At 73.1% G+C, this 14,296-nt stretch carries 11 protein-coding genes; 7 read left to right on the forward strand and 4 right to left on the reverse strand.

The window, feature by feature from the left end; translation table 11 throughout:
- The 7 genes from FHU40_RS24250 to zwf form a co-directional block, all read left to right on the forward strand.
- Nucleotides 1-1,975: DUF7507 domain-containing protein (locus FHU40_RS24250; RefSeq protein ID WP_183595095.1), on the forward strand; the 1,975-nt coding region annotated here is incomplete at its 5' end.
- A 39-nt stretch (nt 1,976-2,014) separates the two neighbouring features.
- Entirely contained in the window at nt 2,015-2,761 is a 747-nt protein-coding gene (locus FHU40_RS24255; protein ID WP_343058032.1) for an enoyl-CoA hydratase-related protein, read from the forward strand.
- 43 nt (nt 2,762-2,804) lie between these two features.
- Nucleotides 2,805-4,991: a UvrD-helicase domain-containing protein gene (locus tag FHU40_RS24260; protein ID WP_183595097.1), complete on the forward strand. Its 2,187-nt coding sequence runs from the start codon at nt 2,805-2,807 to the stop codon at nt 4,989-4,991.
- Between the two features lie 65 nt (nt 4,992-5,056).
- Entirely contained in the window at nt 5,057-6,985 is a 1,929-nt protein-coding gene (locus tag FHU40_RS24265) for an anthranilate synthase family protein (protein ID WP_183595098.1), read from the forward strand.
- 195 nt (nt 6,986-7,180) lie between these two features.
- On the forward strand, nt 7,181-7,753 hold the full coding sequence (locus FHU40_RS24270) for an anthranilate synthase component II (protein WP_183595099.1): 573 nt from the start codon (nt 7,181-7,183) through the stop codon (nt 7,751-7,753).
- Nucleotides 7,750-9,051, forward strand: coding sequence for an anthranilate synthase component I family protein (locus tag FHU40_RS24275; protein ID WP_183595100.1), 1,302 nt, complete (start codon nt 7,750-7,752; stop codon nt 9,049-9,051). Before FHU40_RS24270 ends, FHU40_RS24275 begins: the two co-directional genes overlap by 4 nt.
- 34 nt (nt 9,052-9,085) lie before the next feature.
- Nucleotides 9,086-10,531 carry a glucose-6-phosphate dehydrogenase gene (gene zwf / locus FHU40_RS24280; protein ID WP_183595101.1) on the forward strand — a complete coding sequence of 482 codons (1,446 nt, stop codon included), beginning with the start codon at nt 9,086-9,088 and terminating at the stop codon, nt 10,529-10,531.
- Nucleotides 10,532-10,654: 123 nt separating this feature from the next.
- Here zwf and FHU40_RS24285 read toward each other — a convergent pair whose 3' ends face one another.
- From FHU40_RS24285 to FHU40_RS24300, 4 genes are all read right to left on the reverse strand, one after another.
- Nucleotides 10,655-11,503, reverse strand: coding sequence for an acyl-CoA thioesterase domain-containing protein (locus FHU40_RS24285; protein WP_343058033.1), 849 nt, complete (start codon nt 11,501-11,503; stop codon nt 10,655-10,657).
- 72 nt (nt 11,504-11,575) lie between these two features.
- A complete protein-coding gene (locus FHU40_RS24290) occupies nt 11,576-12,118 on the reverse strand; it encodes a DUF3558 family protein (protein ID WP_183595103.1) in 543 nt (180 codons plus the stop codon).
- Nucleotides 12,118-13,533, reverse strand: coding sequence for an ATP-binding protein (locus FHU40_RS24295; protein ID WP_183595104.1), 1,416 nt, complete (start codon nt 13,531-13,533; stop codon nt 12,118-12,120). The genes FHU40_RS24290 and FHU40_RS24295 overlap by 1 nt, the downstream gene beginning before the upstream one ends.
- Nucleotides 13,530-14,234 carry a response regulator transcription factor gene (locus FHU40_RS24300; protein ID WP_183595105.1) on the reverse strand — a complete coding sequence of 235 codons (705 nt, stop codon included), beginning with the start codon at nt 14,232-14,234 and terminating at the stop codon, nt 13,530-13,532. The genes FHU40_RS24295 and FHU40_RS24300 overlap by 4 nt, the downstream gene beginning before the upstream one ends.
- Between the last annotated feature and the right edge of the window lie 62 nt (nt 14,235-14,296).

The raw sequence follows: 14,296 nt of genomic DNA on the forward strand, positions 1-14,296 counted from the left end.
CGAGGACGACGACTCGCGCACCGTGCCGCTGCCGGCCACCGGCGCCATCCAGCTGGTGAAGACGGCGAGCGCCGTCCACGACCTCGACGGCAACGGGCCCGACGAGGGCGACACGATCGAGTACTCGTTCCGCGTCACCAACACCGGCAACGTGCGACTCGACCCGGTGACGGTCTCCGACCCGAAGGTCGGCCCGGTCACCTGCCCGAGCGGTGCCCTCGACCCGGGCGAGTCGTTCGACTGCACCCCGGTGACCTACACCATCACCGCGGCCGACCAGGGCCTCGGCCGCGTGGACAACACCGCCACCGCGACCGGGACGGCGCCCAGCGGCGGCACCGTGCAGGACACCGACTCCACCACGACGCCGGTGCAGCCGACGGTCACCAACGTGAAGGTCACCAAGACCGTCGACCAAGCCGCGCCGCGCGAGGGCGACGTCGTGACCTACACGCTCGCCGTCACCAACACCGGTGCCGCCGCGGCTCGCGACGTGGTCGTCGTGGACGTGCTGCCGGCCGGCGTCACGCTGGTCTCCGCCGACGCGCCGTGCACGACCTCGGGGGTGACGGTCCGCTGTGAGCTGGGCACCGTGCCCGCCGGCCAGACCCGGTCGGTCGACGTCCGGGTGAAGGTCGCGCCGCTGCCGACCTCGGGGGCCGACCACCAGCACCTCTTCGACGTGCAGAAGACCGAGGTGCAGGTGGACGTCGAGCCCGGCGCCCAGGCGACCGGCACGGTCACCTGCCCGAGCGGGTACGTCGTGACCGACGGCTCGGGCCGCGTCGACCACGTCGACCAGGGCACCGGCACGCTCGCCGACGTCGCGATGACCGAGAACCACGCGGTCGGCGACGACGGCTGGACCGCCCGGTTCCTCAACGAGGCGACCGGTCGCGCGCAGGCGAAGGTCTTCGCGGTCTGCGTCGCGCGTGACAGCGAGGTCGTCTCCGGACACCGGCACTCGCTGGTGATCGACGGCCAGCAGTCCGAGACCCGGAGCCTGCCGACCGGCCGCACCACCATCGCGATGGGCTGCGTCTCTGGCCAGGTGCCGATCCAGCCGGGCTACGCGCTCGACGACGCGGCGCCCGTCGTGACGACGTACCCCGACGGCGAGCACGGCTGGACCTTCGCCGTCGACAACCCGGGCGGGGCCTCGGCGGGCACGTTCACGCTCCGCTGTCTCGACGTCCTGGTCGGCTCCGCCCACGGGCACCAGCACCGGCTCGCGCTCGACGAGGTCCGGCAGACCGCCACGGTCCAGCCGGGCGAGGTCGCCGAGGTCACGCTGAGCTGCGCGGCCGACGCCAAGGGCATCGTGGCGGGGTACGACGTGGACCCGGGCCTGGTCGTCCTCGGCAACGACCCGCGGCCGATCGTCCGGGTGTTCAAGCTCTACAACCCGACCGCCGAGCCGCTCGACGCCCGTCTCTACCTGCTCTGCCTGGCCAACCGCACCGAGCGTGGCGCCGACGCGGACGGCACGGTGGTCAACACCGCGACGGTGTCGACGAGCACGACGGAGACCTCCACGACGGACAACGCCTCGAGCGTGACCTTCCAGGTGGACACCTCGCCGGCGAGCACCCCGTCGGCGCCGTCGGCGCCGTCGACGCCGGCCGGGCCGAGCGGCCCGTCGGTGCCGCCCACGGTGATCCCCGGCCTGACCCCGGTGGTGCCGAGGGCACTGGTGGCGCGCGCCGCCGTGACCGCGACCGTCGGCTGCGCGGGCACCACCGCCTGCACCGGCCGGGCCACGCTGGTGGCCGCGAAGCGGGTGAAGGTCCGCGGCACCGTCGTGCGGAAGGGTGCGGTGCTGGCCAAGGCGTCGTACTCCGTCGAGGCGGGCTCGCAGACCAAGCTGCGGCTGGCCAAGACCCGCCTCGGGAAGGTCGCGCTGAAGGGTGCGAAGGTACGCCGCGCCGCCCTGCGCGTCGGCGGCGAGAGCTTCACGGTGCGGCTCCACCGCTGAGCCCGGCCCCGAGCTCGGGCATGCGGCAGGATGAGCCGCATGCCCGAGCTCGTGCACTACCGGGTGGCCGACGCGGTCGCCACCATCACCCTCGACTCCGAGCACAACCGCAACGCGCTCTCCCGCCGGCTGGTCTCCGAGCTGTTCGAGTGCCTGGAGCGGGCCGAGTCGGACGCCGAGGCGACGGTCGTGCTGATCACCTCGGCCGGCCGGGTGTTCTGCTCCGGTGCCGACCTCTCCGAGGCCGCCGACGGCGGCATGGACGAGGGCGCCCGCAGGATCGTCGCGCTGCAGCGGCTGATCGTGAGCATGGACAAGCCGGTCGTGACCCGGCTGGCCGGACCCGTGCGCGCCGGTGGGATCGGCATCGTGGCCGCCTCCGACATCGTGGTCGCGAGCGACGACGCGACGTTCGCGCTGACCGAGGTCAAGCTCGGCCTGGCCGCGGCGATCATCTCGCTCACCGTGCACGCCCGGATGAGCCCCCGAGCGGCGTCCCTGACGACGCTGGGCGGTGAGGTCTTCACCGGCGCCGAGGCCGCGGCGTACGGCCTGGTCACGACGGCCGTGCCCGCCGACCGGCTCGACGAGGAGGTGGGGAGGGTCTGCGCGTCGCTCGCGACCGGGGCGGCCCAGGGCCTGCGCGAGTCCAAGCGCATCCTCAACCGCGACCTGCTCGCCCGGATCGACGCACACGGCGAGGAGATGGCCGAGCTGTCCGCCCGTCTGTTCGCCTCCGACGAGGCGCGTGCCGCGATGACGGCGTTCCTGTCCCGCAAGCGGTAGCCGGCCGGGTAGGCTAGTCGACTCGCTGCAAGAGGGGACAGGCGTGTCGGAAGAGCTGGTCGAGAGGGAGATCGCGACCGAGCAGGGGTTCGTGGACCGGGTCTATCGACAGCTGGAGGTGTCGGCCCGGGCCGCGCAGGAGCTCGCCCGCGAGGGCCACAGCCGGGGCCGGCTCGGTCACGAGGGCGGGCTCGTCGAGCGCGACGCGATGGTGTTCCAGGCCGCGCGCCGGATCGCCCAGCTCGACGCCGCCCACGAGGGCCTGGTCTTCGGCCGCCTCGACATGCTGCCCGACCTCGACCCGGAGCCGCGCTACATCGGCCGCATCGGCCTGCGCGACGACAACCGCGACTCGCTGCTGATCGACTGGCGCGCCCCGGCCGCGGCGGTGTTCTACCAGGCCACCGCGGCCGAGCCGCAGCGCGTCGTACGCCGCCGCGTGCTGCGCGCCGCCGGCCGCACGGTCGTGGGCGTCGAGGACGAGCTGCTCGACGCCGAGGTCGAGACCGACCTCCCGATCGTCGGCGAGGGCGCGCTGATGGCCCAGCTCTCGCGGGCCCGCGACCGCTCCATGCACTCGATCGTCGCGACCATCCAGGCCGAGCAGGACCGGGCGATCCGGGCGCCCGGCCGCGGCGTCGTCTCGATCTCCGGGGGCCCCGGCACCGGCAAGACCGTGGTCGCGCTGCACCGCGCGGCGTACCTCCTCTACAGCGACCGGCGCCGCTACGAGACCGGCGGCGTGCTGGTCGTCGGGCCGAGCGGCGTGTTCATGCGCTACATCGAGCGGGTGCTGCCCAGCCTCGGCGAGACGGCGGTCGCGCTGCGCTCGCTGGGCGAGGTCGTCGACGGCGTCCGGGCGACCCGGCACGACGAGCCGGCGGTCGCCGACGTCAAGGGCGCGGCCGTGATGGCCGAGCTGATGCGGCGCACGGCCCGGCAGCAGGCGCCCGGCAGCCCGCGGGAGTTCCGGATCTTCTGGCGTGACGACACGATCGTGCTCGACCGCGGCCAGCTCGGCGCGATCCGGCGCAACCTGATGTCCCAGGGCCGCCGCAACCGCCAGCTGCCGCGGGTGGCCGGTGCGCTGCTCGACGCGATGTGGCGCCAGGTGCGCGGCGAGCGCGGCCGGGAGCGCGGCCGCGAGGCCTTCGACGACGACCTGCTCTCCGACCACTCGTTCGTCGACTTCGTGGCGGCCTGGTGGCCGCCGCTCGACGCGAGCCAGGTCTTCGGGTGGCTGCGCGAGCCGGAGTTCCTGGCCCGGGTGGGCGACGGCGTCGTCGGTCCGGAGGAGCAGCGGCTGCTCTCGAAGTCGTGGGCCGACGCCACCGACTTCTCCGTCGAGGACATCCCGCTGCTCGACGAGCTCCGCTACGCCATCGGCGACGTCCCCGCCCGCACCGACGACGAGGGCACCCTCGACGACACCGGCCTGCTCGAGGGCGGCATCGACGTCCAGGAGCTCTTCACCGCGGCCGACCGCGAGTTCGCGCCGTCGGGCCGGGCCTGGGCGCCGCCGACGCACAAGATCGAGGACGACCCCTACGCGCACGTGCTCGTCGACGAGGCCCAGGACCTCACCCCGATGCAGTGGCGGATGGTCGGCCGGCGCGGGCGCACGGCGTCGTGGACGGTCGTCGGCGACCCGGCCCAGTCCTCGTGGCCGGTGCCCGCCGAGGCCGAGGCCGCGCGGGCCGCCGCCCTCGAGGGCAAGGAGCGCCACGAGTTCCACCTCTCCACCAACTACCGCAACTCCGCCGAGATCTACGCCCACGCCGCGGCGTACGCCGAGCGGGTCGGCCTCGACGCCGACCTCCCCACCGCCGTCCGCTCCACCGGCGTCGAGCCCGAGGTGCGCACCGGCGTCCCCGAGGGCGACCTCGAGGCGGCCGCCCGCGCGGCCGTCACCGACATCGCCGCCCGCGTCGAGGGCACCGTCGGCATCGTCGTCCCCGTCGCCCGCCGCTCCGAGGTCAACGCCTGGCTGGCGTCGTGGCCGGAGGTCGCCGCCGACGCGTCCGGCGCCCGCGCCGCGATCGACTCCACGGTCACGCCCTCGGGCGACGACCGGATCGTCGTGCTCACCGGCCTGGACACGAAGGGCCTGGAGTTCGACGGCATCGTCGTGGTCCGCCCCCAGGAGATCGAGGACGAGTCCGCCACCGGGCGGGCGACGCTGTACGTCGTGCTCACCCGGGCGACCCAGCTGCTGACCACCCTGGGGTGAGCGAGGGCGGTTCCGAGGCTCGGGCCTCGGTCGGCCGTGTCTCCGCGCCGCCGTAGAGTTCCGGCATGAACGCCACGACCTCTGCCCGGGAAGCCATCGCGGCCGTCCAGGAGCACGAGGCCTGGGCGATCATCCGGCGCTCCACGCGGGCCGGTGACCGCGACACCGTCGGTGTGGTCGGCGGCCGCCGCAGCGTGGTCGAGTCGATCCTCGACGTACCCCTGGCCGAGGGGGTGCCGGACGACGGACACATCGCCGACCGCCTGGTCGCGATCCCCTTCCGGCAGGTCGCCGAGCGCGGCTTCGAGGCCCACGACGACGGCACGCCGCTCGTGGTCGTCGACGTCGAGTCCGAGCTGGAGTTCAGCGTCGCCGAGGTGATCGACGCGATCGACGACACGGGGGTGGAGTTCGCCGACCGGGGCGGCTTCGAGACCGACGACGACGACTACGCCAAGCTGGTCTCGTCGATCATCACCGACGAGATCGGCCAGGGCGAGGGCGCCAACCTCGTCATCGGGCGCCACTACCGCGCGACCGTCGCCGACTGGGGCGCCGACCGGGCGCTCACGGTGTTCCGCCGGCTGCTCGAGCGCGAGCGCGGGTCGTACTGGACCTACGTCTTCTTCACCGGCGACCGCTACCTGATCGGCGCGAGCCCGGAGCGGCACGTCTCCATCCACGGCGGCGACGTGCGGATGAACCCGATCAGCGGCACGTTCCGGATCCCGCGCGAGGGCGACGTCCGCCGTCCGCTCCTCGACTTCCTCCACGACGAGAAGGAGATCTTCGAGCTCTTCATGGTCGTCGACGAAGAGCTCAAGATGATGTGCGACATCTGCAACGAGGGCGGCCAGGTGCTCGGCCCGTTCCTCAAGCCGATGAGCCGCCTGATCCACACCGAGTACCTCCTCGCCGGCCGCACCAGCCGCGACCCGCGCGAGGTGCTGCGCGACACGATGTACGCCGCCACCGTCACGGGCTCGCCGGTCGAGAACGCCTGTCGCCTGATCAAGCAGTACGAGTCGGAGGGCCGCGGCTACTACGGCGCGGCGCTCGCGATCCTCGGCCGCGACGACGAGGGTGGCCCGGTTGTCGACAGCCCGATCGTGATCCGCACCGCCGACGTCGGGCTCGACGGCCGGCTGACGGTCACCGCCGGGGCGACGCTGGTGCGCGACTCCGACCCGGCGTACGAGGTCGCGGAGACGCACGCCAAGGCCGGCGGCATCCTCAGCGCCTTCGGGCTGGTGCCGCCCGCACCGACGCCGAGCGTGAACGTCGCGGAGCTCGTCAACGACGAGGACGTGCTGCTCGCGCTGAACGCGCGCAACCGGCGGCTCTCGACGTTCTGGCTCACCGACCAGGGCGGCGCGGCGCCGGACCCGCGGCTCGCGGGCAGGTCGGTGGTGATCCTCGACGGCGAGGACGACTTCGTGAACATGCTGCGCCACGTGCTCGGCGTCGTCGGTATGACCAGCGAGGTCGTGCGGCACGAGGACTACACGCCCGGGTGCCTCGACGGCTTCGACCTCGCGATCATCGGACCCGGCCCGGGCGACCCGCGCGACGGCGACGACCCGAAGATGGCGAACCTGCGCGCGGCCGTCGCCGAGCTGATGGCCGCCGAGCGGCCGTTCCTCGCGGTGTGCCTGGGGCACCAGGCGCTGTGCCACCACCTCGGGATCCCGCTGGCCTACAAGGACATCGTCTTCCAGGGCACCCAGTCGCCGGTGTCGATCGGCGGGCGGACGGAGCGGGTCGGCTTCTACAACACCTTCGTCGGCCGGCTCGGCGCTTCCGGGGCGCCCGACGGGGTCGAGGTCGAGGCGGACGTCCAGACCGGTGACATTCACCTGGTCCGGGGCCCGCACTACCGCGGCATCCAGTTCCACGCGGAGTCCATCCTCACCGAGCACGGTTTCGAGGTGCTCCACGAACTGGTGGCGGGCCTTCTCGTGGATCCCGACCACAACGCGTCGGCCCGAGGCTAGGCTGTGCAACCACGGCGGAGCCGTTCGTGGGCCCGGTGAAGACTGCCCCCCAGCTTCATCGGGCCCTCCGTCACTCCGGCCGCGGGGCGCTCGCTTGCGAGCGGCCCGCGTTGCCGGAGGGAGGTTGAGGAGCGTCGGCGGGGCCGCGCTTGCGCGGGACCGCGACGCGTCTCGAAACCCAGTCGGATGTCCTTGATGAATCGCCTTCTCGACGTAGTCGTGGTCGACCACCACGACTCCTACACGTGGAACCTGGTCCACCTCGTCGCCGCCGTCACCGGGTCGCTGCCGGCCGTCGTGCAGCACGACGAGGTGTCGGCCGCCGAGGTGCTCGCGTTCTCCCACGTCGTGCTGTCGCCGGGCCCGGGGCACCCGGCCGCGCCCGCGGACTTCTCCGTCGGCCGCGAGGTGCTGCGCCGCGCGACCCGGCCCGTGCTCGGCGTCTGCCTGGGGATGCAGGGGCTGGTCACGACGTACGGCGGCACCGTCGACCGGGTCCGCCCCGCGCACGGCGACGTGGCGTCGGTGACCCATGACGGCCGGGGTGTCTTCGCCGGCCTGCCGTCGCCGCTGGCGGCGGTGCGCTACCACTCGCTCGCGGTGCTGGAGGTCCCCGCGTGCCTCGAGGTCACCGCGCGGTCGGAGGACGGCGTCGTGATGGGGGTGCGGCACCGGACCCTGCCCCTGGAGGGCGTGCAGTTCCACCCCGAGTCGGTGCTCTCCGAGCACGGCGCGCGGCTGGTCGCGAACTTCCTGGGTGCCGCATGACCGACCCGGTCCCCGACTTCCGCGCGGTCGCCGCCGCGCACGCCCGGTGCTTCTGGCTCGACGGCGGCGGGGCCCGGGAGTGGTCGGGCCGCCGCTCGATCCTCGGGTGGCTCGACGACGACGACGTCTCCCTCACCTACGACGCGGGCGCGCGGGTCGTCCGCCGGCACGTAGGTGGCCGCTCGGAGGTCGTGGGCGACGACGTGTTCGACGTCCTCGCTGCGGAGCTCGCCGCCGGGCCGGCCGACGCCTCCTGGTTCGGCTACCTCGGCTACGCCTGCCGCCCCGACCTCCCCGCCGCGACCGGCGGCGAGCTGCCCGACGCCGTCTGGATGCGGCCGAGCCACGTGCGGATGTTCGAGCATGAGGTCGACGGGGATGGTGGTTTCGAGGCTCAGGCGCGGGGCGCCTTCGCACCTCAACCACCGATGAAGGTGGTTGAGGTGCGAGGAGCGCCAGCGACGAGCCTCGAAACCACCACTCCCGCCACCTACCGCACCGGCTTCGCCCGGGTCCAGGAGCAGCTCCACGCCGGCAACACCTACGAGGTCAACCTGACCTACCGGATGGCGACCGAGAGCGACCTCGACCCGGTGTCGGCGTACCTGCGGCTGCGCGGGCTCAACCCCGCGCCGTACGCCGGCTTCCTGCAGCACGACGTGCCGGGGGCACGGGCGTGGCTGCTCAGCTCCAGCCCGGAGCGGTACGCGCTGGTGTCGGCCGACCGGACGCTGGAGACCAAGCCGATCAAGGGCACCACGCCCCGGGGAGCGACCGCGGCGCAGGACGAGGAGGCGCGGGAGCGGCTGCGCACCGACCCGAGGTTCCGCGCCGAGAACCTGATGATCGTCGACCTGCTGCGCAACGACCTGTCGCTGGTCTGCGAGCCGGGCACGGTCACCGTGCCGACGCTGATGGACGTCGAGTCCTACGAGTCCGTGCACCAGCTGGTCAGCACGGTCCGCGGGCGGTTGCGCGACGAGGTCTCGACGATCGACGCACTGCGGGCGCTCTTCCCCGCGGGGTCGATGACGGGCGCCCCGAAGCTGCGCACGATGCAGGTGATCGAGCAGGTGGAGCAGACGCCGCGAGGTCCGTACGCAGGGGCGTTCGGCTGGATCGGCGCCGACGGCCGGGCCGACCTCGGGGTGGTGATCCGCAGCCTGGCGACCGCCGGCGACGGGCGCTACCTGCTCGGGACCGGCGGCGGGATCACGGTCCGCTCCGACGTCGACGAGGAGTGGGCGGAGTCGCGCTGGAAGGCCGAGCGGCTGCTCCGGGTCTTCGATCGCCCGTAGGCATCGATCCGCCGCGGACGGCTACCGTGGCGGCATGGAGAACGGACACGTCATCGTGCTGTTCGGGGCCACCGGCGACCTGTCCCGGCGCAAGCTGCTGCCGGGCCTCATGCACCTCTGGCAGGCCGGCCTCATCGACGACTCGCGGATCGTCGGCACCTCGCTCGAGGACATCGACACGGCCGAGTTCGTCCGGATCGCGCGCGGTGCCTGCGACGAGTTCAGCCACCGCGGCCTGACCGCCCAGGAGTGGGACGAGTTCGCGGGGCTGCTCAGCTACGTGCCGCAGTCCGCCGGCCCGCCCGCGCTCGCCGAGGCGGTCCGTGCCGCCGAGGCCGACCTGGCCCGGGGCGGCCGGCCGGTCGACTTCCTGCACTACCTGAGCGTCCCGCCCAAGGCGGCGCTCGACGTCGTGCGCCAGCTCGACGAGGCCGGGCTGGTCAAGCAGTCGCGGATCGTGATGGAGAAGCCCTTCGGCACCGACCTCGAGAGCGCGCGCCGGCTCAACGACCGGCTGCACCAGGTCTTCGACGAGAGCCAGATCTTCCGCATCGACCACTTCCTCGGCAAGGAGGCGGCCCAGAACATCCTGGCGTTCCGCTTCGCCAACGGCCTCTTCGAGCCGATCTGGAACCGCAACTTCATCGACCACGTGCAGATCGACGTGCCGGAGACCCTCGGGCTCGAGGGCCGCACCAAGTTCTACGAGACCACCGGCGCCTACCGCGACATGGTCGTCACCCACCTGATGCAGGTGCTGGCGTTCATGGCGATGGAGCCGCCGACCTCGCTCGCGCCCGACCCGATCAGCGACGAGAAGCTCAAGGTGTTCCGCTCGATGCGCCCGATCGAGCCGCACCACGTCGTCCGGGGCCAGTACGCCGGGTACCGCGAGCATCCGGACACCGCCGACGACTCCGACACCGAGACGTTCGTGGCGCTCAAGGTCGAGATCGACAACTGGCGCTGGGCGGGGGTGCCGTTCTACCTGCGCACCGGCAAGAAGCTCGCCGAGGGCGCCCGGATCATCTCGATCGCGTTCAAGGAGCCGCCGCTCGCGATGTTCCCGGCCGGCTCCAACGCCGGCACCCAGGGGCCCGACCACCTCACCTTCGACCTCGCCGACCAGTCGCGGATGTCGCTCTCGTTCTACGGCAAGCGCCCCGGGCCGGGGATGAAGCTGGAGAAGCTGTCGATGCAGTTCGCGACCCACGAGACCTCCTCGGCGTACGCCGTGCTCGAGGCCTACGAGCGGCTCATCTACGACGCGCTGCGCGGCGACCACACGCTCTTCACCACCGCGGCCGGCATCGAGACGCTCTGGGAGCGGTCGACGCCGCTGCTGCAGAACCCGCCGCCCGTGCGCACCTACACGCCCGGCTCGTGGGGCCCGAACGCGATCCATCAGCTGGTCGCGCCGCACGCCTGGCGGCTCCCCTTCGAGCGCTCCTGGCGCGAGCAGCAGGCCGCCCGCCCGTAGCTGCGGCTTCATCGAGGGATGCAGACGAGGCGGCACTTCCCTGGGTGCGCACGTCGTGGGGAGCGCGGATCCGCCCCCATCCCTTGATGAAGCGCCGGGCGACCGGCAGCGGCCGCCCGGGCGTCAGCCGGCGGAGCGGGTCCGGTGGCCCTGGTCGGTGTAGGTGACCGACCCGAGGTCGACGGTCCGGCGGGCGTTGGCGAGGGCGGCCACCATCACGGTGCCGAGCGGTCCGCGCCGGTCGAAGATGGCGGCGCTGCCGACGGCGATGCCGTCGTGCTCGACCCGGTCCGTCGCGAGCAGGCCGATCTCAACGCCCTCGGGCTCGCGGGCGAGCGTCATCGTGATGTCGGTGTTGATGTACTCGACGCCGCGGGTGCCCCAGTTGATGACCATGCTGGTGCCGTCGGCGCTGGCGGCCGCAGCCTGGAAGCCGGTCAGCGGCTCGTCGGGGAGGATCGGCACCGCGGTGCTCCAGGTCGCCTTGCGGTCGGCGTTCTGGTGCTCGAGGAAGTTCTGCGACCAGCCGACCGACGAGCGCACGAACGGCGCCCGCGGCTCGGTCGCCGGCGGCACCACGTCGACCGGCGGCGGCGACGGGCGCTCGGTCGGCGCCCAGATCTCGCCGTCCGTGGACTCGGACGGCTTGAGGAACGTCGCGGTGCCCCGCGCCACCCGCTCCCCGCCCTGCGAGAGGATCACGTCGACCAGGCAGATCCGCCGGCCCTCGCGCTCGATCTCGGTCGTCAGGGTGCACGGCACCATCCGGGCCGGCTTGAAGAGGTCGACCGCCCACCGCGCGGGCCGCAGGTCGGAGCGTCCCGCCTCGGCCAGCGCGCCCTCGGCCGCCCAGGCCAGCGCGCCGCTGAGGGCCACGCCGTGCATCTGGTCGTCGCTCCACATGCTGCAGGCGAGCGGCTCGGGGACCAGGGCCGCACCGGCCCGCGTGAAGAACGAGATCGTGTCGGTCACCGGCTCATTGTCGGGGTAGTCCGTCACGAAATGGCTGTCGTTCGGTGTGAGGTTCGACCATTCCGTGACGGACTATCGCGGCCGCGAGGTCGGCGCCTGTCGCACCAGCTCCGCCATCAGCGCCTGCGTGCCCGCGACGACCGCGTCCTCGTCGTACGGCGTGACCTGGACCGCGTTGACGTTCTGCACGAGGCCGGCGGTCTGCACGAAGCCGGTGACCAGGACGCCGGACTTCTGGGTCCGCACGACCATCCGCGCCGACTCCGCGCCGTCGATGTCGACCGGCTCGAGCTGGGCGCCCGCGGCGCCCATCGTGTCGAGGGCGTCGTCGAGCCCGCCGGCGAACCACAGATAGCTGATGTCGTACGCCGCGCCGCCCTTGCGCTCGGGGGTGAACGTGCACTGCGGCGCGGTGATGCTCCCGGTGCGCTCGGTCACGGGTGCGCCGACCAGCCGGCCGACCGTCTCGGCGGTGAGCCCGTCGCACGGGCTCCAGGCGACGTTCGCCGCCGCGGACTCGGCCGCGGACGGCGTACCGGAGGACCCGCCGGAGCAGCCGGACAGGGCCAGTGTGAGGGTGGCCGCGGTCATCGCGGCGAGCGGAAGCGCGCGCATCAGGCCGGGGTCCAGTCCGGGACCGGGCTCGCCGAGCCGGGCAGCCACATCGTCAACTGGGCGCCACCACCGGGGGCCACGCCGACCTCGGCGGTGCCGGCGTGCCGCTCCGCGACCTGCCGCACGATCGACAGGCCCAGGCCGGAGCCCGACATGCCGCGCGACTCCGGGGACCGGTAGAACCGGTCGAAGACGTGGGGTCGGTCGGCCTCCGCGATGCCGGGCCCCTGATCGGCGACCGTGAGCGTGCCGTCCACGAGCGTGACCGTGACCGTGCCGCCCTCGGGGCTCCACTTGGCGGCGTTGTCGAGCAGGTTGGTCACCGCCCGCTCGATGCCGGGGCCCTCGCCGACGACGTACCACGGCGCGAGGTCGACCTCGAAGGTCAGCCCCGAGGCCCGGCGCCGCACCCGCGCGATCGCGCGCTCGACCACCTCGGGCAGGTCGACGGGCTCCACGACGTGGGTGAGGGGCTCGTCGCGGGCCAGCTCGACCAGGTCGCCGATCAACGTGGTGAGCTCCTCGATCTGGGCGCGGACGTCGTCGAGCAGCTCGGCCTTGGCGTCGGGGGGCAGCTCCATGCCGCTCGCGCCGTCGGCCTGGGTGAGCAGGTCGATGTTGGTGCGCAGCGACGTCAGTGGCGTGCGCAGCTCGTGGCCGGCGTCGGCGACCAGCTGGCGCTGCCGGTCGCGGGAGGCGGCCAACGCCGCGAGCATCTGGTTGAACGCCGAGGCCAGCCGGGCGATCTCGTCGTCCCCTTCGACCGGGAGTGGGCGCAGGTCCTCGGTGCGCGCGATCTCCTCGACGGACGCGGTGAGCCGCCGCACCGGGCGCAGGCCGTTGCGGGCGACGGCCCAGCCCGCCAGGCCCGCGCCGATGACGCCGGCGCCGCCGAAGAGGAACATCACGGTGCCAAGCTTGGCGAGCAGCGTCTCCTGGGAGTCCAGCGACTGCCCGATCACCATCGTGCTGCCGTCGTCGCGATGCACCGCGGCGATCCGCCAGCGGGTGCCCTCGCCGCTGACGGTGCGGACCGACGTGCTCTTCTCGCCCCGGGAGACCGCGATCTCGGGCCCGCCGATCAGCTGCTGCGGCTGGTCGGCCTCCTTGCCGCGGATCAGGCCGCTGCCGCTGCCGTCGAGGCAGGCGACCCAGACGTTGGTGGCGCCGAAGTAGTCGGCCGGGAACGTGAAGTTGCGGTCGCAGAGGGTCTGGGTCGGGGTGCTCTCGGCCCGGTGCAGCAACGAGTCGTCGAGGGTGGCCTGGAGCTGCATCCGCACGGTGACGTAGGCGCCGAACGCCACCAGGGCCACGGTGGCGCCGGCGGCGAGCGTGGTCAGGATCGTCACCCGAGAGGCGAGCGACCTGCGGTAGTGCCAGCGGCCGTCGGTGCCGGCCGGGGGAAGAACGGTCACGATTCCTTCAGCACGTAGCCGACACCGCGCACGGTGTGGATCAGCCGGGGCTCGCCCTCGGCCTCGGTCTTGCGGCGCAGGTAGCCGACGTAGACCTCCAGCGAGTTGGCGGTCGTCGGGAAGTCGTAGCCCCACACCTCCTCGAGGATGAACGACCGCTCCAGCACCCGGCGCGGCCGTCGCAGGAACATCTCGAGCAGCGTGAACTCGGTGCGGGTCAGCTCGATCCGGCGACCGCCGCGGGTCACCTCGCGGGTGGCGATGTCCATGGAGAGGTCGGAGAACGCGAGCACCTCGTCATCGTGCTCGTCGCGGGGGACGACCCGGCGCAGCAGCGCCCGCAGCCGGGCCAGCAGCTCCTGCAGGGCGAAGGGCTTGGTGAGGTAGTCGTCGGCGCCGGCGTCGAGCCCCTCGACCCGGTCGCCGACGGCGTCGCGGGCGGTGAGCACGAGGATCGGCAGGTCGTTGCCCGCCTGGCGCAGCGCCTTGGTCGCCTCGAGCCCGTCGAGGCGCGGCATCATCACGTCCATGACGACGACGTCGGGGTCGGTGGCCGCGATCGCGGCCAGCGCCTCGGCGCCGTCGGAGGCGAGGGCGACGTCGTACCCGTTGAACTCCAGCGACCGGCGCAGCGACTCGCGGACCGCCTTGTCGTCGTCGACGACGAGGACGCGCGGCTTGGGCACGGACTTGCTGCTCATGCGGGGTCCCCGACAAGTTGTGCGTGGAGCGAGCGCAGCGAGCGGAGCGTGCAACTTGGTGG

Source organism: Nocardioides soli, assembly GCF_014191495.1.
Lineage (GTDB): Bacteria > Actinomycetota > Actinomycetes > Propionibacteriales > Nocardioidaceae > Nocardioides > Nocardioides soli.